The sequence below is a fragment of the Duganella sp. P38 genome, assembly GCF_050859475.1.
Taxonomy (GTDB): Bacteria; Pseudomonadota; Gammaproteobacteria; order Burkholderiales; family Burkholderiaceae_D; genus Rugamonas.
The window spans coordinates 1,393,324-1,414,913 of sequence record NZ_CP193936.1; the positions used below are offsets into that span (position 1 = coordinate 1,393,324).

Sequence of the window (21,590 nt, forward strand, 5' to 3'; positions counted from 1 at the left end):
CGGAGCTGAGCGCACGCTGCGCTGGGGACTTCTGCCGATGAAAAAATACATTCTCGCCCTGGACCAGGGCACGACCAGCTCACGCGCCATCCTGTTCGACCACCAGGGCCGGATTTGCGGCTGTGCGGCGCAGGAATTTCCCCAGCATTTCCCGCATCCCGGCTGGGTCGAGCACGACCCGATGGATATCTGGCACAGCCAGTTGGCGGTGGCCCGCAAGGTGCTGGCCGACAATCACGTCGACGCCCACGACGTGCTGGCCATCGGCGTGACCAACCAGCGTGAAACCACGCTGATGTGGGACCGCAAGACCGGCGAGCCGGTCGCTCCCGCCATCGTCTGGCAGGACCGCCGCACGGCCGCCATCTGCGACGCCTTGCGCGCCGACGGCAAGGCCAAGAAAATCACCGACATCTCCGGCCTGGAGCTGGACGCCTATTTCTCCGCCACCAAGCTGAAGTGGCTGCTGGACCACGTGCCGGGCGCGCGCGCCAGGGCGGAGCAGGGCGGGCTGGCCTTCGGCACCGTCGACAGCTGGCTGGTGTACAAGCTGACCGGCAAGCATGTGACCGATGTCAGCAATGCGGCGCGCACCATGCTGTTCAATATCCACCTGATGCGCTGGGACTACGACCTGCTGCACCTGTTCGGCATTCCGGAACAGGTGTTGCCGCAGATCGTCTCGTCCAGCGAGGAGGTCGGCAATGCCCATCACAGCCTGTTCGGCGCGGCGATCCCGGTGGCCGGCATCGCCGGCGACCAGCAGGCGGCCACCTTCGGCCAGGCTTGCCTCCAGCCGGGCATGGTCAAGAATACTTATGGCACCGGCTGCTTCATGCTGATGCATCTGGGTAAGCATCCGGTGGCCTCGCACAACCGCCTGCTGACCACGGTGGGCTGGCGCGTCGACGGCGCCACCGATTATCTGCTGGAAGGCAGCGTGTTCATGGGCGGCGCCACGGTGCAGTGGCTGCGGGACGGGCTCGGCATCATCCAGTCCTCGGCCGAGGTGGAGGCGCTGGCGGCCAGCGTGCCGGACAGCGATGGCGTGTTCATGGTGCCGGCGTTTGTCGGCCTGGGCGCGCCGCATTGGGATGCCTATGCGCGCGGCGCGCTGTTCGGCCTGAGCCGGGGCAGCACCCGCGCCCACATCGCCCGCGCGGCGGTGGAGGCCATCGCCTACCAGAGCGCCGAGTTGATGGCGGCGATGCAGAAGGACGTCGAGGCGTCGCACCGTGCCATGCCGCTGATCGAGGTGCGCGCCGATGGCGGCGCCGCCCGCAACGACCTGCTGATGCAATTCCAGGCCGATTTGCTGGGCGTACCGGTGGTGCGTCCCAAGGTGACGGAAACCACGGCGCTGGGCGCCGCTTACCTGGCTGGGCTGGCGGTCGGCTTCTGGGATTCGCAGGAGGAGATTGCTGCGCAGTGGGTCTGCGAGCGGCGCTTTGAGCCGGCCATGTCCGCTGAGCGCCGCAGCGAGCTGCTGGGCAAATGGTCGCGTGCCGTTGAGCGATCGAAGGCGTGGGAGGAGTGATGCATCCGCCCCGTCATTCCCGCGCAGGCGGGAACCCATGGAGCGCGTCAAAAGCAAGCTCAGTATGGGTTCCCGCCTGCGCGGGAACGACGAGGTGGGGCGTATAATAGTGTTTGGTTTGCTGTAATATTTGTATATACAACTTGCCCGTCCGGCTTGTCGTTGATTTAACATTGGTGCTGGTTTTGTGAAGGTTCCCCATTCCGCCTCAGGTCGCTGCTGATGCGATCCTCTGCGATTTCTCCCGTCCCATCCCCATTTTTCCAATGTTGTCCATTTGCTACCGCAATGTTGGCGGTTTGCAACTTTATACATTTAGATCAATTTTTTGATCCGCTATTTTCCGACCAAAACACATGGGTACAGATGAGGTGTCACCTTCACAACCTTAGCTAAGTACTTAATTTATCGAATTATTTTATTTCAAGCTGGCTTCAAGGAATCGCGCTAAGTCCTTAATTTCATTACTAAAATCGCGGTTTCGATTGGCTGAAAGCGCTTGACCGCTATTCAGCCATCCTCTAAAGTGGGCATCTGTGTGAAAAAGTGTCTTTTTGTGGGAAATTTTGCCTGACTTAGCGGACAGGGAGGATAAAAAACAGGAAGTCATCGGTTCATGCTCCGCTAACCATACTGAGGTAAAAGGTAATCACGTGTTTCAAGGCGCGTCCGCAATCAATCTCGATGCCAAAGGCAGGATGTCCATTCCTGCCAAGCACCGTGACGCGCTGTCGATCCAGTGTGAGGGCCGCCTCACCCTGACGCGCCACCCCGACGGCTGCGTCATGCTGTTCCCCCGTCCCGTGTGGGAGCAACACCGTCAACAGATCGCCGCCTGGCCCATGCAGGCCCGCGCGTGGCAGCGCATTTTCCTCGGTTATGCCACCGACGTGGAAATGGACACCGCCGGCCGCATCCTCATCTCGCCCGAACTCCGCGCCGCCGTCGGCCTGGAAAAAGAGGTCATGATGATGGGCATGGGCTCGCACTTCGAGATCTGGGACGCCGCCAAGATGGCGGAAAAAGAAGCGCAGGCCCTGGAGGCCGGCACTCCCGATGTACTCGCTAATTTCTCCTTCTAAGGCTCCGTCATATGACCACGACAACGGTGCCTGAATTCCAGCATCGCACGGTGCTGCTAGACGAAGCGGTTGACGCGCTGGCGCTGGACGGCGCGCGCGCCGACGGCGTGTTCGTCGACGGCACGTTCGGCCGCGGCGGCCACTCGCGCCTGATCCTGTCGAAGCTGGGCGCCAAGGCGCGCCTGATCGCTTTCGACAAGGACCCGCAGGCCATCGCCACCGCCGGACAAATCAACGATCCACGCTTCACCATCGTCCACGACAGCTTTGCCACCATGCGCGCGGCGCTGGCGGCCGAGGGCGTGGACAAGGTCGACGGCATTCTGCTCGACCTGGGCATCTCGTCGCCGCAGGTGGATGACGCCGCGCGCGGCTTCAGTTTCCGTAACGACGGCCCGCTCGACATGCGCATGGACACCACGCGCGGCATGTCGGCGGCGGAGTGGCTCGCCACTGAAAACGAACAGACACTGGAAAAGGTGATAAAGGAATATGGGGAAGAACGGTTTGCTTTTCAGATTGCAAAGGCGATTGTTGCTCGCCGGGCAGTCGAACCAATTTCAACCACACGACAGCTTGCCGGCATCGTGGCAGGCGCGGTCAAGACTCGGGAAAAGGGCAAGGATCCGGCAACCCGCACATTTCAGGCTATCCGGATTTTCATCAATAAAGAGCTTGAAGACCTCGAAGTCGGTTTGAACCACGCCTACGACAGCCTGGCGCCGGGCGGCATCCTCGCCATCATCAGCTTCCATTCGCTGGAAGACCGCATGGTGAAGCGCTTCTTCGCCTCCAAGGCCAATGTCGAACAGCCGGACCGCCGCCTGCCGATCCGCGCGGTCGACCTGCCGCAGCCGGAACTGAAGCTGCTGTCGAAGATGAAGCCGTCCGAGCAGGAAGTCGACGCCAACCCGCGCGCCCGCTCGGCGGTGATGCGCGTGGCGCGCCGCCTGCCGATTCCTGCGGAGGCGGCATGAGCGGCAAGATCAACCTGGTGCTGACCGCCATCCTGGTGGGCTGCGGCCTGTCGCTGGTGAACGCGCAGTACCAGGCGCGCCACCTGTTCATCGAACTGGAACGCACGCAGTCGCAGGCGCGCCAGCTGGACATCGAATGGGCGCAGCTGCAGCTCGACCAGTCGACGCTGGGCAAGCACGCCCGCATCGAGGAGATCGCGCGCCGCGACCTGAACATGACGCCGCTGACCGCGGCGCGCACCCAGTACCTGACGCCGGAGCACGCGAAATGAGCCGCGGCAGCAATCTGAACACCTCGCGCGTGGCCGCCTCGAAAGGCGTGGCCTTCTCCAAGAGCCCGGTGCTGGCGGTGCGCCTGCCGACCTGGCGCTCGCGCGTTGTGCTGTTCGTATTGTTTGCCGCCTTCGCCGCGCTGGCCGCGCGCGCCCTGTGGCTGCAAGGCCTGTCGACCCAGTTCCTGCAAAAGCAGGGCGAGGCCCGCTACGCGCGCACGCTGACGCTGCCGGCCACGCGCGGCAAGATCACCGACCGCGATGGCCAGGTGCTGGCGTCGTCGGTGCCGGTCAAGGCCATCTGGGCCAACCCGGACGAGGTGCAGGACGCGCCGCCGGAAAAACTCAAGGAGCTGGCGCGGTTGCTCGACATGAGCAACGCCGAGCTGCAGAAAAACTCAACTCGGACCGCAGCTTCGTGTTCCTGAAGCGCCAGGTGGAACTGGACGCGGCCGAGCAGATCGCCAAGCTGGGCATCCCGGGCCTGGGTTCGGAGCGCGAGTACAAGCGCTTCTATCCGCAGGGCGAGGTGACCACCCACGTGGTTGGCTTCACCAATCTGGAAGACGTCGGCCAGGAATCGATGGAGCTGGCGCAGCAGAAAACGCTGCAGGGCATTCCGGGCAGCCGCCGCGTGATCAAGGACCGCCTGGGCCGCATCGTCGAGGATATCGAGTCGGTGCGCGAGCCGCACGACGGCAAGGACCTGACGCTGTCGATCGACAGCAAGATCCAGTACATCGCCTTCACCCAGGTGAAGGAAGCGGTCGAGAAGTTCGGCGCCAAGGCCGGCGCCGCCGTGGTGCTGGACGTGCACACCGGCGAGGTGCTGGCGCTGGCCAACTGGCCGAGCTACAACCCGAACGACCGCTCCAAGCTGACCGGCGAGCAGCTGCGCAACCGCGTGATGACCGACACCTTCGAGCCGGGATCGTCGATGAAGCCGTTCCCGGTGGCGATGGCGCTGGACGCCAAGAAGATCACGCCGCACACCATGTTCGATACCGGCAACGGCTCGATGGTGATCGGCGACCGCGTGATCCACGACACGCACCCGCACTACATGATCGACGTGCAGACCATCATCCAGAAGTCGTCCAACATCGGCACCACCAAGATCGCCTTCGGCATGCCGGCGCAGGACCTGTGGGAGATGTTCACCAAGCTCGGTTTCGGCCAGCAGCCGAAGTGGGGCTTCCCCGGCGCCGTGGCCGGCCGCGTGCGCCCATATAAATCGTGGCGCCCGATCGAACACGCCAACATGAGCTTCGGCCAGGGCATCTCGGTGTCGCTGATCCAGCTGGCCCGTTCCTACCTGGTGCTGGCGCGCGACGGCGACATCATTCCGCTGTCGTTCCAGAAAGTGCACGAGGCGCCGCACGGCACCCAGGTCATCAGCCCGAAGACCGCCGCCGAAATGCGCGAGATGCTGGAAATGGTCACGCTGCCGGGCGGCTCCGCCGTCAAGGCGCAGGTGCCGGGCTATCGCGTGGGCGGCAAGACCGGCACCGCGCAGAAGTTCATCGGCGGCCGCTACTCGCACACCAAATACATTGGTAACTTTGTCGGCATGGCGCCGATGTCGGACCCGCGCTTCATCATCGCCGTCATGATCGACGAGCCAAGTGGCGCGCAACGCTACGGCGGCGACGTCGCCGGCCCGGTGTTCTCCGCGCTGGCGGCGCAAGCGCTGCGCGCCAAGAATATCGCGCCCGACTCGGACCTGACCCATATCATCATTCCTGAATCTGCAGCACAGGGGAACATGTGACGACTTCTATTTTCGACCCATCGGCCGATTTGTCTGCTGTCTCGGCCGCGATCCGCAAGCTGGCGCCGACCGCGCAGCTGGCTTCGGATTCGCGCCGCATCAAGCCGGGCGATGTGTTTTTTGCTTATCCCGGCGACGCCGGCGATGGGCGCAGCTTTATCGACAGCGCCATCGAGCAGGGCGCGGCGCTGGTCGTGATCGATCCCGCCGGCTTTACCTGGAACGACAAGTGGACCGTGCCTTACCTGGCGGTCGAGAACCTGAAGAAGAACGCCGGCGCCATCGCCCACGCCTTCTACCAGCAGCCGGACGCCGGCATGTTTACCGTTGGCGTCACCGGCACCAACGGCAAGACCTCCAGCGCCGTGTGGCTGGGCCAGGCCCTGTCGCGCGGCGGCGAGCCGGCTGCCGTCATCGGCACGCTGGGCGTGGGCGTATTCAAGCCGCGCGGCGAAGTGGAATACGAAGTCACCGGCTACACCACGCCGGACGCGGTGCTGCTGGCGCGCTCGCTGGCCGAGCTGCGCGAAAAGGGCGCCGCCTCGCTGGCGATCGAAGTGTCGTCGATCGGCCTGGAACAGGGCCGCGTATCGGGCATGCACTTCGACGTGGCGCTGTTCACCAACCTGACCCGCGACCACCTGGACTACCACGGCACCATGGAAGCCTACGAGGCGGCCAAGGTCAGGCTGTTCGACTGGCCGGGCCTGAAAACCGCCGTCGTCAATCTGGACGATCCGGCCGGCGTGCGTATCATCGATCATCTGCAAGCCAAGGCTGCGCCGCCGGGCGGCGAAATTCCGCTGATCGGCTACACGCTGCACGACGCCGCCGCGCGCCCGGACATTGACGGCGTGATGATGCTGCGCGCCAGCCAGCTGCGCGCCGGCCGCAGTGGCGGCACCGAATTCCACCTGGACTGCCCGCTGGGCGTGGCGCAGGTGCGCACGCAACTGGTGGGCGCCTTCAATATCAGCAACGCGCTGGGCGTGATGGGCGCCGTGCTGGCCAGGGGCCTGGGCCTGCGCGCCGCCATCGAAGCGGCCGAATCGCTGGAGCCGGCGCCGGGCCGCATGCAGCAGGTGGGCGGCCATGATGCGCCGCTGATCGTCATCGACTACGCGCACACGCCGGACGCGCTGGAGAAAACCCTGGCCGCGCTGCGCCCTGTGGCCAACGACCGTGGCGGCCAGCTGTGGTGCGTGTTCGGCTGCGGCGGCGACCGCGATCCGGGCAAGCGCCCGCAAATGGGCCGGATCGCGCAGGCGGCGGACCATGTGCTGGTCACCAGCGACAACCCGCGCAGCGAGGAGCCGCACGCCATCATCGAACAGATTTTGGCCGGCATGGACCAGAACAACCCGGCATCGACGGTGCAGGCGCTGGACGACCGCGCCGCCGCCATCCTGTCGGCGATCAAGCATGCGGCCAAGCCGGACGTGATTCTGCTGGCCGGTAAAGGCCACGAGCCGTATCAGGAAATCAAGGGCAAGAAGCTGCCATTTTCCGACGCCGACCACGCGCAACTGGCGCTGTCGGCCCGCTTAACCATGATGAGGACGAATTAATGCGCGCAGCAGTCGCACAAATTCTGCCTTCCCTGACCGGCGCACGCTTGGTGAACGCCGGCGATGTTGCTTTTGACGGCGTGTCGACCGACAGCCGTAGCGTTGCCGCGGGCGCGCTGTTCGTCGCGCTGCGCGGTGAAGTATTCGACGCCCACGACTTCCTGCCGCAAGTGGCGCAGAAGGGCGTGGCCGCAGTCGTCGTGGAACAGGTGCCGGAAGGCTTCGCGCTGCCGGCCATCGTGGTGCCCGACACGCTGGTGGCCCTGGGCCAGATCGCCAACTGGTGGCGCAAGCAGTTCAAGGTGCCGGTCATCGGTGTCACCGGCAGCAACGGCAAGACCACGGTGAAAGAAATGATCGCCGCCATTCTGGCCGCCGCCCACGGCGAGGAAGGCCGCCTGGCCACGCGCGGCAACCTAAATAACGAAATCGGCGTGCCACTTACGCTGTTCCGCATGGGCGCGCAGCACCAGGCCGCCGTGATCGAGATGGGCATGAACCATCCGGGTGAAATCGGCCGCCTTGCCGTCATCGCCGGCGCCAATATCGCCATGGTCAATAACGCCCAGCGCGAGCACCAGGAGTTCATGCACACGGTGGAAGCCGTGGCGCGCGAGAACGGCTCGGTGCTGTCGGCGCTGCCGACCGATGGCGTGGCGGTCTTCCCGCATGGCGACGAGTTCACGCCGATCTGGGAAGAACTGTCGGCCGGCCGCCGCATGCTGCGCTTTGGCCTGAGCAAGGACGCGGAAGTCAGCTGCAGCTTCCGCGCCAGCGACTTCGAGAGCGAGATGTTCATCACCATCAGCGAAAGCGAAGGCGATGTGCGCCAGTTCTTCGTGCGCCTGCAAGCGGCCGGCGAACACAATGTGCGCAACGCGCTGGCGGCCGTGGCGTGCACCTACGCCGCCGGCGTGTCGCTGGAGAAGATCAAGCTCGGGCTCGATACGTTTGCGCCGGTCAGCGGCCGCCTGCAGAAGAAGCAGGCCGTCAATGGTGCGGTGGTAATCGACGACACCTACAACGCGAATCCGGATTCGGTGCGCGCCGCCATCGACGTGCTGTCGCAGGCCGCCGCGCCGCGCGTGCTGGTGTTGGGCGACATGGGCGAAGTCGGCACGCAAGGCCGCGAGTTCCACGAAGAGATAGGCGCGTACGCGCAGGATAAGGGCATCGAAACGGTGCTGGTTACGGGCGAACTGGCGGCGCACATCAAGGGCGCCAACGTTCGTCATTTTGAAAACTTTGGCGATTTGCTGACTGCTGTTGAAGCGGCGGTATCGCCTGATGCAACTGTATTAATCAAGGGCTCCCGTTTCATGAAGATGGAGCGGGTCGTGCAGCATTTGATTGGGTCGCAACAAGCTAACAAGGAAAGTCACTAATCATGCTGCTCTGGCTCGCACAATTCTTCCAGGATGACATCGGGTTCCTCCGGGTCTTCAACTTCATCACCTTCCGCGCGGTGTTCGCCACCGCGACGGCGCTGTTCATCGGCCTGGCCGCTGGTCCGTTCGTGATCCGCAAGCTGACCGCGATGAAGTATGGCCAGGCCGTGCGTACCGATGGCCCGCAGACTCACCTGAAAAAACACGGCACGCCAACCATGGGCGGTGTGCTGATCCTGCTGTCGATCGCCATTTCCACGCTGTTGTGGTGCGACCTGTCGAACCGTTTGATCTGGCCGGTGCTGATCGTTACGCTGGGCTTCGGCGCGGTGGGCTGGGTGGATGACTACCGCAAGGTGGTGTACCAGGACCCCGAAGGCATGCGCTCGCGCGAGAAGTATTTCTGGCAGTCGCTGGTGGGCATCGCCGCCGCGCTGTACCTGGCGTTTTCCGTGTCGGCGCCGAACACCAGCAAGGTGTTCGAGCTGTTCTTCGCCTGGGTGCAGTCGGGCTTTTCGATGGACCTGCCGCCGAAGGCCGACCTGATCGTGCCGTTCTTTAAAACGATCAGCTACCCGCTGGGCGTGTGGGGCTTCATTGCGCTGACTTACTGTGTCATCGTAGGTTCGTCCAACGCCGTTAACTTCACCGATGGCCTGGATGGCCTTGCGATCATGCCGACCATTATGGTTGGCTCGGCCCTTGGGCTGTTCGCTTACCTGACCGGTAGCGTGACCTATGCGAAGTACCTGTTCATCCCGCACATTCCTGGCGCGGGCGAGCTGATTATCTTCTGCGGCGCGCTGGCCGGCGCGGGCCTGGCCTTCCTGTGGTTTAACACCCATCCGGCGCAGGTGTTCATGGGCGACGTCGGCGCGTTGGCGCTGGGCGGCGCGCTGGGCACCATCGCGGTGATCGTGCGCCAGGAAATCGTGTTGTTCATCATGGGCGGTATCTTCGTTGCGGAAACGGTGTCGGTGATGATTCAGGTGACGTGGTTCAAGTACACCAAGAAGCGCTATGGCGTTGGCCGTCGCGTGTTCCTGATGGCGCCATTGCATCACCACTTTGAACAAAAAGGCTGGAAAGAGACCCAGGTTGTCGTGCGCTTCTGGATTATCACGATGATTCTGGTACTGGTTGGACTCTCGACGTTGAAACTGCGCTGATGATTTACGAAGGCAAAAACGCACTGGTATTAGGGCTGGGGGAATCCGGCCTGGCGATGGCGCTGTGGCTCGCCCGCAGCGGCGCGCGCGTGCGCGTGGCCGATACGCGTGAGTCGCCTGAACGTTTGCCGGCGTTGCTGGCTGCCGTGCCGTCAGCGGAATTCGTCGCCGGTCCGTTTGGCGCCGCGCTGCTCGACGGCGTGGATTTTGTCGCCGTCAGCCCAGGCCTGGCGCCTGGCCGCGAACTGGCTGAGATTGCGCCTGCCGCCGCTGCCGCCGGCATCGAAGTGTGGGGCGAGATCGAGCTGTTCGCGCAGGCGCTGGAGTGGCTCAGGGAAGCGCGCGGCTACGCGCCGAAGATCATCGCCATCACCGGCACCAATGGCAAGACCACCGTGACCACGCTGGTCGGCCAGTTGTGCGAGCGCGCCGGCAAGACCGTGCGCGTCGCCGGCAACATCAGCCCCGCTGCACTGGACGTGCTGCGCGAAGTGCTCGACGCTTCGTCGCCCGCCGCCGCCAACGCCGCCAACGCCGCCGCCTTAGCCACCGCGTCCGCCGTCACCTCAGCCGCCGTCGCAGCAGCCGTGCCGGGCGTCGCCGATGTCGCTGCGCCGCACGTCGCTGCTGCCGAAGCGCCGGCTTCGCAGGATGCGGGCGCGCGGTCCGCCGCGTCGCCGTCCGCGCTGCCGGATGTCTGGGTGCTGGAGCTGTCCAGCTTCCAATTGCAGACGACGTTCACGCTGGAAGCCGACGCCGCGACTGTGCTGAACGTCACGCAAGACCATCTGGACTGGCACGGCGACATGCCGTCCTACGCCGCCGCCAAGCACCGCATCTTCGCCGCCAACACGGTCCGCGTGCTGAACCGCGACGACGCCACCACCATGCGCATGGCCAGCCCGAACGGCCATAACGTCACCTTCGGCACCGACGCGCCAACCCTGCGCGACGACCTTGGCCTGAACAACGAGCGTGGCGTGCTGTGGCTGGCCACCGCCATCCCGGCCGAGGAGGAGGGCGAACCGAAGAAACGCAAAAAGAACGACCCGCCGCCACCACCGGTGGAATGCGTCGTCAAAAACCTGATGCCGGCCGACGCGCTGCAAATCCGCGGCATCCACAACGCCGCCAACGCGCTGGCCGCGCTGGCCCTGTGCCGCGCCATCGATTTGCCGCTGGCGCCACTGCTGCACGGCCTGCGCGAATATCGCGGCCAGCCGCACCGCGTGGAACTGGTCGGCGCCATCAATGACGTCGAATACTACGACGACAGCAAAGGCACCAACGTTGGCGCCACCGTGGCCGCGCTGAATGGCCTCGGCAAAGCCTTCGCCGGCCAGAACCAGCGCCTGCTGGTCATCCTCGGCGGCGACGGCAAGGGCCAGGACTTCGCGCCGCTGGCGGAGCCAATGCAACACTACGCCCGCGCCGCGTTGCTGATCGGCCGCGACGCCGCGCAAATCCGCGCCGCGCTGGAGCAGGCCGCGCGCGAGCAGGGCGCGGAGCTGCCATACGTGCTGGAAGACTGCGGCACCGACCTGCCGCAAGCCGTCAAGCGCGCCAGCGAACTGGCACAGGCGGGTGACGCCGTGCTGCTGTCGCCTGCCTGCGCCAGCATGGACATGTTTAAAAACTATGCGCATCGCGCCCAGGTGTTCATCGACACCGTGCGTGATATCGCGCTCGACGCTGGACAGGAGATCTGATGGCCATCCAGCTGCCGTTCCGCTTTGGCGCCAAGTCGGCTGAAACGCCGATGGAGAGTCGCGCGCGGCAGTCGAAGATGATGGAATACGACCAGCCGCTGGTCTGGGTCACGCTGCTGCTCATGCTGCTCGGGATGGTGATGGTGTATTCGGCCTCGATCTCGCTGCCGGACTCGCCGAAGTTCGCCAACTACGTGCGCTGGCAAAACACCTACTTCCTGCAACGCCAGGCCATGTTCATCGTGGTTTCGCTGATCGCCGGCCTGTTCGTGTTCCGCGTCCGCATCGCCGATTTGCAAAAGGCCGCGCCGTACCTGTTCATCGGCACACTGGTGCTGCTGGTGCTGGTGCTGATTCCGGGCGTCGGCGTGGTGGTCAACGGCGGCCGCCGCTGGCTGTCGCTGAAGGTATTCAACGTGCAGCCGTCGGAGCTGATGAAAGTCGTCGCCGTGCTGTACGCCGCCGACTACACCGTGCGCAAGCAGCAATACATGCACAAGCTGACCAAGGGCTTCATGCCGATGGCGGCGGCGATCGGCTTCGTCGGCCTGTTGCTGCTGCTGGAGCCTGACCTTGGCGCCTTCGGCGTGATCGTCTGCATCGCCATGGGCATCCTGTTCCTCGGCGGGATCAACGCCATCTGGTTCGGCGGCATCGGCGCCGTGCTGGTCACCATCTTCGGCTCGATCATCGCGCTGTCCAAGTTCCGCCGCGAGCGCTACTTCGCCTACCTCAATCCGTGGGAAGAAGACAATGCGCTGAACAAGGCTTACCAGCTGACCCACTCGCTGATCGCTTTCGGGCGCGGCGAGATTTTTGGCGTTGGCCTTGGCGGCAGCGTCGAAAAACTGCACTACCTGCCGGAAGCGCACACCGACTTCCTGCTGGCGGTGATCGGCGAAGAACTCGGCCTGGTTGGCGTACTGGTGGTGATCGCGCTGTTCTACTGGATCATCAAGCGCGCCTTCGACATCGGCCGCCAGGCCATCGCCATCGACCAGACCTTCGCCGGCCTGACGGCCAAGGGCATCGGCATCTGGATCGGCGTGCAGACGTTTATCAATATGGGTGTGAACCTGGGCTTACTGCCAACCAAGGGCTTGACCCTGCCGCTGATGAGCTATGGCGGCACGGGCGTTGTAATTAACTGCATCGGGCTCGCGATCCTGCTCCGGATCGACTACGAGAACCGGGTTCTGATGCGTGGTGGCAGACTATGAAACGACTGATGATTATGGCGGCCGGCACCGGCGGCCATATTTTCCCCGGCCTGGCGATCGCGCAAACCATGCGCGCGCGCGGCTGGGAAGTGAGCTGGCTGGGTACTTCCACCGGCATGGAGCAGGAGCTGGTCCCGAAGCACGGCATCGCGATGGACAGCATCAACTTCACCGGCATGCGCGGCAAGGGCATCAAGCACTCGCTGGGCGGCGCGCTGAAGATGGTAAAGGCGTTTGCCGACTGCTTCGGCTTTATCGGCCGCCGCAAGCCGGACGTGGTGCTGGGCATGGGCGGCTACGTCACCGTGCCGGGCGGCCTGATGTCGCGCATGCGCGGCACGCCGCTGGTGCTGGTGAACGCCGACGCGGCGCTGCTGCTGTCGAACAAAACGCTGGTACCGTTCGCCGACCGCGTGTGCTTCGGCTTCCCGGCCGATTTCGGCAGCGCCGCCGGCAAGGCCGTGGTGTCGGGGAATCCGGTGCGCAAGGAGATTCTGGACATGGCGTCGCCGGCGCAACGCTTTGAAGGCCGCGAAGGCCCGCTGCGGATTCTGGTGGTGGGCGGCAGTTTGGGCGCGAAAGCGCTGAACGATGCGTTGCCGGCCGCGCTGGCGCTGATCCCCGAAGCACAGCGTCCGCTGGTGACGCACCAGTCGGGCAAGAAGAATATCGACGCGCTGCGGGCCGCGTACCAGCAGGCCGGCGTGACGGCCAATGTGGTCGCGTTCATCGACGACATGGCGGCCGCCTACAGCGCCGCCGATCTGGTGATCTGCCGCGCCGGCGCCATCACGGTGTCCGAGCTGACGGCGGCTGGCGTGGCCAGCGTGCTGGTGCCGTTCATGGCGTCGACCACCAGCCACCAGCGCGACAACGCGCAGTGGATGGCAAAGCAGAAGGCGGCGATCCACATGCCGCAGACGGAATTGAGCGCGCAGAGTGTTGCGGCGCTGTTGGAAACGCTGACCCGCGCATCGTGCCTGGCCATGGCCACGGCCGCGCGCGAGGTCGGCAAGCGCGACGCGAATGACGCAATCGCGCAGGTATTGGAGCAGTTAGCATGAAACACAAGGTACAGAATATCCACTTCGTCGGCATCGGCGGCAGCGGCATGAGCGGCATCGCCGAAGTGCTGCTGACGCTCGGCTACAACGTGTCCGGCTCGGACCTGGGCAGCAATGCCGTTACCCAGCGCCTGGCCGGCATGGGCGCGACCGTGTATCAGGGCCACGCGGCGGAAAACATCGGCAAGGCCGACGCCGTCGTGACCTCGACCGCTGTACAGCAGGACAATCCTGAAGTGGTGGCGGCGCGCAGCCGCAAGGTGCCTATCGTCCCGCGCGCGGTGATGCTGGGCGAGTTGATGCGCCTGAAGCGCGGCATCGCCATCGCCGGCACGCACGGCAAGACCACCACCACCAGCCTGGTGGCCTCGGTGCTGGCGCAGGGCGGCCTCGATCCGACCTTCGTCATCGGCGGCCGCCTGACCAGCGCCGGCGCCAACGCCAAGCTGGGCACCGGCGACTATCTCGTCGCTGAAGCCGACGAGTCGGACGCCTCGTTCCTGAACCTGACGCCGATGATCGAAGTCATTACGAACATCGACGCCGACCACATGGAAACCTACGAGCACGATTTCGAAAAGCTCAAGCAGGCCTTCGTCCACTTCACGCACCGCCTGCCGTTCTACGGCCGCGCCATGCTGTGCATCGACGACCCGCATGTGCGCTCGATCCTGCCGCACGTGACCAAGCCGGTCACCACCTACGGTTTTGCCGAAGACGCCGAAGTGCGCGCCGTGAACGCCCGCGCCGTGGGCGTGGAGATGCACTTCACCGTCAAGCAGGAAGGCTATCCGGACCTGGACGTGGTGCTGAACCAGCCGGGCATGCACAATGTGCAAAACGCCTGCTCGGCCGTCGCCATCGCGCGCGAGATCGGCGTCGCCGACAGCGCGACCCAGGCCGGCCTGGCCGGTTTCGCCGGCGTCGGCCGCCGCTTCACCAAGTACGGCGAGGTCGCCATTCCCGGCGGCGGCAAGTTCACGCTGGTCGACGATTTCGGCCACCACCCGCTGGAAATGGAAGTGACCATGGCCGCCGCGCGCGCCGCCTATCCGGGCCGCCGCCTGGTGCTGGCCTTCCAGCCGCACCGCTACAGCCGCACGCGCGACCTGTTCGAAGATTTCGTCAAGGTTCTCGGCACGCCGGACGTGCTGGTGCTGGGCGAGGTGTACGCCGCCGGCGAAGCGCCGGTGGTGGCTGCCGACGGCCGCGCGCTGTCGCACGCCCTGCGCGCACGCGGCAAGACGGAACCAATTTTTGTGGAGGCCATCGGCGATATGCCGGAGACCATCATGGGCGTGGTGCGCGACGGCGATGTCGTCATGACCATGGGCGCAGGCTCGATCAGCGGCGTCCCGGCCAAACTGACTAATTATCCAAAGGTCTGAATCGTGAGTACCCTGAATTCTCAAGACGCTAAATCGTTCGGCAAAGTCGGCGTGCTGTTCGGCGGCCGTTCGGCCGAGCGCGAAGTGTCGAACATGTCCGGCGCCGGCGTGCTGGCCGCGCTGCAAAGCAAGGGCATCGACGCCCACGCCTTCGATCCGGGCCAGCGTTCGCTGGCGGAACTGGCGGCGGAAAAATTCGACCGCGTGTTCATCGCGCTGCACGGCCGCTACGGCGAGGACGGCAGCCTGCAAGGCGCGCTGGAACTGCTGGGCATTCCCTACACCGGCAGCGGCGTGATGGCCAGCTCGGTGGGCATGGACAAGATCACCACCAAGATCGTGTGGCTGAACGCCGGCCTGCCGACGCCGCGCTACGCGGTGCTGAACGCGCAGTCCGACCTCGCGGCGTGCGCCGCCGATCTGGGCCTGCCGCTGATCGTCAAGCCGCCGCACGAGGGCTCCACCATCGGCATCACCAAGGTCAATGCGGCGGGCGATTTCAAGGCCGCCTACGACACCGCCGCCGCGCTGGACGACGCGGTGCTGGCCGAGGAATTTGTCACCGGCCGCGAATTCACCGTCGCCATCCTCGGCAGCGGCGCCAGCGCGCGCGCGCTGCCGATCGTGGAGATCGTGGCGCCGGAAGGCAATTACGACTATCAGAACAAGTACTTCACGGACGACACCAAATATCACTGCCCGGCCGCGCTGCCTGACGCGCTGGCGGCGGAGATGCAGCGCATCGCCGTGGAGGCCTATCGTGCGCTGGGCTGCGAAGGCTGGGGACGCGTCGACGTGCTGCTGCGCGAGCGTGACCAGAAGCCGTTCCTGCTGGAGGTAAACACCTCGCCGGGCATGACCAGCCACTCGCTGGTGCCGATGGCCGCGCGCGCGGAAGGCATCAGCTACGAGGAGCTGTGCGTGGAAATCCTGCGCGGCGCGCGCCTGAAGATGAAGGGATAAGGAGTCGATGTGGCATGACGTGAAGGCTTTGAATGCTACCGCCAGCGGCTTGTTCGCGCTGACGATACTGGCATGCATAGCGTCCGGCGTGTGGTGGGTGTCGCAGCGGCCGATGTTCAACCTGCGCACCATTCGTATCGAGAACATCGGCAACGATGATCTGAAGCATGTGAATCACCTGACGCTGCGTAACAGCGCGCTGGGACGTATCAAGGGCAATTTCTTCACCACCAACCTGGATACGGTGCGGCAGGTGTTCGAGGCGGTGCCATGGGTACGCCGCGCAACGGTGCGGCGCGAATGGCCGGACCAGTTGATCGTGGCGCTGGAGGAGCACGAGGCGCTGGGCACCTGGGGCGAGGATGGGCGGCTGCTGTCGGTCAAGGGCGATGTGTTCACCGCCAACCTGGCCGAGGCGGAAGAGGACCACGCGCTGCCGGAGTTCGACGGACCGGAAGGAAGCGAGAAGGAAGTGCTGTCGCGGTACGCCGAGTTGCGCAGCTGGTTTGCGCCGCTGAAGCTGATACCGCAGGCGCTGTCGCTGTCCAGCCGCTACGCGTGGACGGTGAGGCTGGATAACGGCATGAGCGTGGCGCTGGGACGGGAACAGACCAGCGCCACATTGAAGGAAAGGGTGGACCGCCTGGTGGGGATTTATCCGCAACTGGTCGAGCATCTACCGAATATAGACACGATAGACATGCGGTATCAGAACGGTTTGGCGCTGAGCGCGCAGGGATTGAAGATTCCGGCGGAAGGCGCCAAGCCAAAACCGAAAAAAACGGCACCAAAGCACAACTAGCAGGCAGAGAATAAATGACTAAAGACGCGAAAAACCTGATCGTCGGCCTCGATATCGGCACCTCCAAGGTGGTGGCCGTGGTGGCCGAGGTGATGGGCGATGGACGCCACGAAGTGATCGGCCTGGGCCAGCACGAATCGCGAGGCCTGAAAAAAGGCGTGGTGGTCAACATCGAGGCGACCGTCGAATCGATCCAGCGCGCGCTGGAAGAGGCGGAGCTGATGGCCGACTGCAAGATCCGCAATGTGTACGCGGGCATCGCCGGCAGTCATATCCGCAGCTTCAATTCGAGCGGCATGGTGGCGATTAAGGACAAGGAAGTGACGGCGACCGACGTAGCGCGCGTCATCGAAACGGCAAAGGCGGTTAACATTCCGACCGATCAGCAATTGCTGCATACGGTGCCTCAGGAATTCATCGTCGACAACCAGGAGGACGTGCGCGAGCCGATCGGCATGAGCGGCATCCGCCTGGAGGTGAAGGTGCACATCGTTACCGGCGCGGTGTCGGCGGTGCAGAACATCGTCAAGTGCGTGCGCCGCTGCGGCCTGGAAGTGTCGGACCTGATCCTGCAGCCGATGGCCTCGGCCGACGCGGTGCTGACCGGCGACGAAAAAGAGCTGGGCGTGGTGCTGATCGATATCGGCGGCGGCACCACCGACGTGGCGGTGTTCTCCGATGGCGCGATCCGCCATACGGCGGTGATCCCGATCGCCGGCGACCAGATCACCAACGACATCGCCATGGCGCTGCGTACGCCAACCGGCGAGGCGGAAGAAATCAAGATCCGCTACGGCGTCGCCAAGCAGGTGCTGGCCGATCCGGGCGAATCGCTGGAGGTGCCGGGCCTGGGCGACCGCGGCCCGCGCAACCTGTCGCGCCAGGCGCTGGCCGCCGTCATCGAGCCGCGCGTGGAAGAGCTGTTCGCGATGGTGCACCAGGTGGTGCGCGAGTCGGGTTATGAAGGCGTGCTGTCCTCGGGCATCGTGCTGACCGGCGGCACCTCGATCATGCCGGGCATGGTCGAAATGGCGGAAGACATTTTCCTCAAGCCGGCGCGTCTAGGCACGCCGGATTATCGTGGCCAGCTGGCCGACGTGGTGCGCAGCCCGCGCTACGCGACCGTGCTTGGCCTGTTGCAGGAAGCGAAGAAGCAGTACCTGCGTGGCCATATCGTCACGCGGCAGGATGGGTCGGTGAAGGCGGTCTGGCAGCGCATGAAGGAATGGTTCTTGGGTAATTTCTGACGGCACGTCGTTCCCGCGCAGGCGGGAACCCATGCTGGGTATAGGTTCCCGCCCGTGCGGGAACGACAAGGGTAAAATTTTTTTATATTAAACCGCAGTTTTCAATCCCCAGTTCTCCTACAATTATGAGGACTGGCGCTTGAAAACCGCATTCTGATAGGGAGTCACATCATGGAGTTCGATATGGTCGATAACGCAGCTTTGGGTACTGTCATCAAGGTCGTCGGGGTCGGCGGTGCGGGTGGCAATGCGGTGCAGCACATGATCAACAAGGGCATGTCCGGCGTGGAATTCATCGCCGCCAATACCGATGCGCAGGCACTGGCCACGTCCAAGGCCAACAACGTTATCCAGATCGGCGACACCGGCCTGGGCGCAGGCATGAAGCCGGACGTCGGCCGTAAGCTGGCGGAAGAATCGCGCGCCCGCATTGAAGACGCGCTGCGCGGCGCGCACATGGTGTTCATCGCCGCCGGCATGGGCGGCGGCACCGGCACCGGCGCCGCCCCTATCGTGGCCGAAGTGGCCAAGGCGCAGGGCGCGCTGACCGTGGCGGTGGTGTCGAAGCCGTTCTCGCACGAAGGCCAGAAGTGCATGGACATCGCCGACGAAGGCCTGGAGCAGCTGTCGGCCAACGTCGACTCGCTGATCGTGATCCTGAACGAGAAGCTGGAAGAGATCTACGAAGACGAATCGCTGATCGAATGGCTGCAACACGCCGACGACGTGCTGAACAACGCCGTTGCCGGTATCGCCGAGATCATCAACGTGCCGGGCCACATCAACGTCGACTTCAACGACGTCAAGACCATCATGGGCGAGCAGGGCAAGGCCATGATGGGCACCGCCACCGCCTCCGGCGTCGACCGCGCGCGCATCGCCGCCGAGCAGGCCGTGGCCTCGCCGCTGCTGGACGGCGTCGACCTGTCGGGCGCACGCGGCGTGCTGGTGAACGTCACCGCCTCGCGCGGCCTGAAAGGTAAAGAGATCAAGGAAGTCATGGCCGCCGTGCGCGCCTTCGCCGCGCCGGACGCGTCGATCGCGCAAGGCATCGCCTACGACGACGACATGGGCGACAGCATCCGCGTGACCGTGGTTGCCACCGGTCTGGGTAAGAACAAGAAGCACGTGCAACTGGTTCCGCAGCAGATGCTGCGCACCGGCACCCACAACAGCCCGATGATGCCATCGGCTGCGATGGGCGGCGCGGCTGCCGCGCAGGGCCTGTCGATGGGCGCCGCCGGCGGCATGGGCGGCGGCGCGGCGCCGGCGTTCGACGGCATGAAGGCGCCGGCGGTATGGCGCCGCGAGTCGGCCTCGGAGCAGGTGCGCGCGATGGAGAAGAACGGCATGGAAACCTACGACATTCCAGCCTTCCTGCGCAAACAGGCCGATTAAGGCATACTTCGGGTTCTACCCAAGGAAAGAGCCGCCCCTGGGCGGCTCTTTTTATATTTACACAGAGGAGTTATCCATGACCATCAAGATCGGCGACAAGCTGCCGGAAGGCGCGCTGTCCGAATTCATCGAAACCGAAACCGAAGGCTGCTCGCTGGGCCCGAACACCTTCAACGTGCAGGATCTGGTCAAGGGCAAAACCATTGCCATCTTCGGCCTGCCGGGCGCCTACACCCCGACCTGCTCGGCCCAGCACGTGCCGGGCTACGTCAAGCACGCCGACGAGCTGAAAGCCAAGGGCGTCGATGAGATCTGGTGCATCTCGGTCAACGACGCCTTCGTCATGGGCGCATGGGGCCGCGACCAGAAAGCCACCGGCATCGTCCGCATGATGGCCGACGGCAATGCCGCGTATTCGAAAGCGCTGGGCCTGGATGCCGACTTCAGCAAGTTCGGCATGGGCACGCGCTCGCAGCGCTATTCGCTGCTGGCGGTGGACGGCGTGGTCAAGCAGCTCAACGTCGAACAGGGCGGCAAGTTCGAAGTGTCGAACGCTGAAACCCTGCTGGGCCAGCTGTAATCTGAAGACGGCGCCGCAGGCGCCGTTTCCATCTGCGCCGGGTAGCTAGCGCCCGGCGTCGATGCGGGCGCGCATGGCCGGCGTCATGTGGACCTGGCGCCGGGCGTCGACCATCAGCACTTGCTTGAGATCGAGCTTGTCTGCCATGGCTTGCCAGCCTTCGGGGCCGGTGATGAACAGCGGCTTGGAGTGGCCGTCCGAACGCAGGCCGGGATCGCGGCCGCCGCCGGCGATGATCGTCACCGAGGCCACCAGGTCGATCGGATAGCCGCTGCGCGGGTCGATGATGTGCGGCCGGCGCTTGCCGTCCTTCATGAAGTAGCGCTCATAGTCGCCGCTGGTGCCGATGGCCTCGTTATCGCGCAGGGCGATCTGCGCCACCGTGCCTTGGCCGCGCGGATCGCGGATGCCGACCTGCCACGGCCGTCCGCCCGGCTGGCCGATGGCGATGACGTTGCCGCCGATGTTGACCAGCGCCGCCTTCACATGCGCCTCGCGCAGTATCATGGCGGCGCGGTCCAGCGCATAGCCTTTGGCGTAGCCGCCCAGATCGATCATCACGGCGTTGTTGACGCTGCGGATGGTATTGCCGTCGTAGCGCAGGTCGGCCAGCGACGGATGCGCATCCACCCAGCGCCTGATCTCGGCCTCATCCGGACCTTGCGCACCGATATCGTTCTTCTGGAAGCCCCACAGCCGTATCAGATGGCCGATGGCCGGATTGAATAGCAGGCCGGAGCGCACGGACAGTTTCTCGGCCGATTTGAGCAGGCTCACCATTTCGGCATCGGCATGGAACGCCTCGCCCCTGGCGATGCTGTCGTTGAGCGCGGTCAGCATGCTGGGTTCCCACGCATGGCATTTGCGGTGCAGGCGGTCGAATTCGCGCAGCACCTCGTCGCCGAGCAGGTCGGCGCGCTGCTGCGAGCCGCCATAAATGGTGACCGCGACCGTGGTGCCGAACACATGGCCCTCGGTTTTGTAAAGATGGTCTTCGCTGGAGCAGGACGACAGCAGACACAGCGCGGCCAGCAGCGCGGCGCCGGCGCGCAGGGCGCGGGTGAACATGGCGATTCTCCTGAGATGGCCGCCTTGGCGGCCGGCGGTTCTTAGTTGCTCTTGGTGATCATGTAGTCGACAATCGCCTTCAGTTCATCATCCTTCAGGCCAGGGTTGCCGCCGCGCGGCGGCATCATTTTCACGCCGTTGATGGCGCTGGTGTACAGCGCCGGCCTGCCCTTGGCGACGCGCGGCTTCCAGGCCGCCTTGTCGCCCACTTTCGGCGCGCCCATGATGCCGGCCGCGTGGCAGGCGGCGCAGGTGGTGGTGTAGGTTTTCTCGATCTTGGCGGCGTCCGGCGCAGCGGCGCTGGCGGCGGTTGCGGCCAGCATGGCCATCAGTGCGAGTAGCTTGTTCATTTGCGTGTCTTTCCTGGTGAGTGAACCGGCGTGGCGC

18 protein-coding genes and 1 pseudogene are annotated in these 21,590 nt (G+C 64.7%); 17 read left to right on the forward strand and 2 right to left on the reverse strand.

Features of this window, described 5'->3' with window-relative positions:
• Nucleotides 1-37 precede the first annotated feature (37 nt).
• The 17 genes and pseudogenes from glpK to ACRQ5J_RS06490 all read left to right on the forward strand — a co-directional run bounded on the left by glpK (nucleotide 38) and on the right by ACRQ5J_RS06490 (nucleotide 20,135).
• The gene (glpK, locus tag ACRQ5J_RS06410) at nucleotides 38-1,537 is read left to right on the forward strand and encodes a glycerol kinase GlpK (protein WP_432381918.1); all 1,500 of its coding nucleotides are present in this window, start codon (nucleotides 38-40) and stop codon (nucleotides 1,535-1,537) included.
• 653 nt (nucleotides 1,538-2,190) lie between these two features.
• A complete protein-coding gene (gene mraZ / locus ACRQ5J_RS06415; protein ID WP_432383599.1) occupies nucleotides 2,191-2,619 on the forward strand; it encodes a division/cell wall cluster transcriptional repressor MraZ in 429 nt (142 codons plus the stop codon).
• An 11-nt stretch (nucleotides 2,620-2,630) separates the two neighbouring features.
• Nucleotides 2,631-3,596, forward strand: a complete 966-nt coding sequence (gene rsmH / locus ACRQ5J_RS06420) for a 16S rRNA (cytosine(1402)-N(4))-methyltransferase RsmH (protein WP_432381919.1) — start codon at nucleotides 2,631-2,633, stop codon at nucleotides 3,594-3,596.
• Nucleotides 3,593-3,868, forward strand: a complete 276-nt coding sequence (gene ftsL / locus ACRQ5J_RS06425) for a cell division protein FtsL (protein ID WP_432381921.1) — start codon at nucleotides 3,593-3,595, stop codon at nucleotides 3,866-3,868. The genes rsmH and ftsL overlap by 4 nt, the downstream gene beginning before the upstream one ends.
• Nucleotides 3,865-5,639 (forward strand): annotated as a pseudogene (locus ACRQ5J_RS06430) (peptidoglycan D,D-transpeptidase FtsI family protein). Before ftsL ends, ACRQ5J_RS06430 begins: the two are co-directional and overlap by 4 nt.
• Nucleotides 5,636-7,207: a UDP-N-acetylmuramoyl-L-alanyl-D-glutamate--2,6-diaminopimelate ligase gene (locus ACRQ5J_RS06435; protein ID WP_432381922.1), complete on the forward strand. Its 1,572-nt coding sequence runs from the start codon at nucleotides 5,636-5,638 to the stop codon at nucleotides 7,205-7,207. Before ACRQ5J_RS06430 ends, ACRQ5J_RS06435 begins: the two are co-directional and overlap by 4 nt.
• On the forward strand, nucleotides 7,207-8,592 hold the full coding sequence (locus ACRQ5J_RS06440; RefSeq protein ID WP_432381924.1) for a UDP-N-acetylmuramoyl-tripeptide--D-alanyl-D-alanine ligase: 1,386 nt from the start codon (nucleotides 7,207-7,209) through the stop codon (nucleotides 8,590-8,592). Before ACRQ5J_RS06435 ends, ACRQ5J_RS06440 begins: the two co-directional genes overlap by 1 nt.
• A 2-nt stretch (nucleotides 8,593-8,594) precedes the next feature.
• Nucleotides 8,595-9,764: a phospho-N-acetylmuramoyl-pentapeptide-transferase gene (gene mraY, locus ACRQ5J_RS06445; RefSeq protein WP_432381926.1), complete on the forward strand. Its 1,170-nt coding sequence runs from the start codon at nucleotides 8,595-8,597 to the stop codon at nucleotides 9,762-9,764.
• On the forward strand, nucleotides 9,764-11,473 hold the full coding sequence (murD, locus tag ACRQ5J_RS06450) for a UDP-N-acetylmuramoyl-L-alanine--D-glutamate ligase (RefSeq protein WP_432381927.1): 1,710 nt from the start codon (nucleotides 9,764-9,766) through the stop codon (nucleotides 11,471-11,473). Before mraY ends, murD begins: the two co-directional genes overlap by 1 nt.
• Nucleotides 11,473-12,693, forward strand: coding sequence for a putative lipid II flippase FtsW (ftsW, locus tag ACRQ5J_RS06455; protein ID WP_432381928.1), 1,221 nt, complete (start codon nucleotides 11,473-11,475; stop codon nucleotides 12,691-12,693). Before murD ends, ftsW begins: the two co-directional genes overlap by 1 nt.
• Nucleotides 12,690-13,757, forward strand: a complete 1,068-nt coding sequence (gene murG, locus ACRQ5J_RS06460; protein ID WP_432381930.1) for an undecaprenyldiphospho-muramoylpentapeptide beta-N-acetylglucosaminyltransferase — start codon at nucleotides 12,690-12,692, stop codon at nucleotides 13,755-13,757. The genes ftsW and murG overlap by 4 nt, the downstream gene beginning before the upstream one ends.
• Entirely contained in the window at nucleotides 13,754-15,145 is a 1,392-nt protein-coding gene (murC, locus tag ACRQ5J_RS06465; RefSeq protein ID WP_432381931.1) for a UDP-N-acetylmuramate--L-alanine ligase, read from the forward strand. The genes murG and murC overlap by 4 nt, the downstream gene beginning before the upstream one ends.
• A 3-nt stretch (nucleotides 15,146-15,148) precedes the next feature.
• Entirely contained in the window at nucleotides 15,149-16,108 is a 960-nt protein-coding gene (locus ACRQ5J_RS06470; protein WP_432381933.1) for a D-alanine--D-alanine ligase, read from the forward strand.
• 7 nt (nucleotides 16,109-16,115) lie between these two features.
• Nucleotides 16,116-16,910, forward strand: coding sequence for a cell division protein FtsQ/DivIB (locus ACRQ5J_RS06475; protein WP_432381934.1), 795 nt, complete (start codon nucleotides 16,116-16,118; stop codon nucleotides 16,908-16,910).
• A gap of 14 nt (nucleotides 16,911-16,924) precedes the next feature.
• Nucleotides 16,925-18,157, forward strand: a complete 1,233-nt coding sequence (gene ftsA / locus ACRQ5J_RS06480; protein WP_432381936.1) for a cell division protein FtsA — start codon at nucleotides 16,925-16,927, stop codon at nucleotides 18,155-18,157.
• 171 nt (nucleotides 18,158-18,328) lie between these two features.
• A complete protein-coding gene (ftsZ, locus tag ACRQ5J_RS06485) occupies nucleotides 18,329-19,555 on the forward strand; it encodes a cell division protein FtsZ (RefSeq protein ID WP_432381937.1) in 1,227 nt (408 codons plus the stop codon).
• Nucleotides 19,556-19,631: 76 nt separating this feature from the next.
• A complete protein-coding gene (locus ACRQ5J_RS06490; RefSeq protein WP_432381939.1) occupies nucleotides 19,632-20,135 on the forward strand; it encodes a peroxiredoxin in 504 nt (167 codons plus the stop codon).
• 45 nt (nucleotides 20,136-20,180) lie between these two features.
• On the opposite strand, the gene ACRQ5J_RS06495 is transcribed toward ACRQ5J_RS06490, so the two are convergent.
• Together ACRQ5J_RS06495 and ACRQ5J_RS06500 are read right to left on the reverse strand one after the other, a co-directional pair.
• Nucleotides 20,181-21,203 (reverse strand): FAD:protein FMN transferase, encoded by a 1,023-nt coding sequence (locus ACRQ5J_RS06495; protein WP_432381940.1) that lies wholly within the window; start codon nucleotides 21,201-21,203, stop codon nucleotides 20,181-20,183.
• Between the two features lie 41 nt (nucleotides 21,204-21,244).
• Nucleotides 21,245-21,553, reverse strand: a complete 309-nt coding sequence (locus ACRQ5J_RS06500) for a c-type cytochrome (RefSeq protein ID WP_432381942.1) — start codon at nucleotides 21,551-21,553, stop codon at nucleotides 21,245-21,247.
• Between the last annotated feature and the right edge of the window lie 37 nt (nucleotides 21,554-21,590).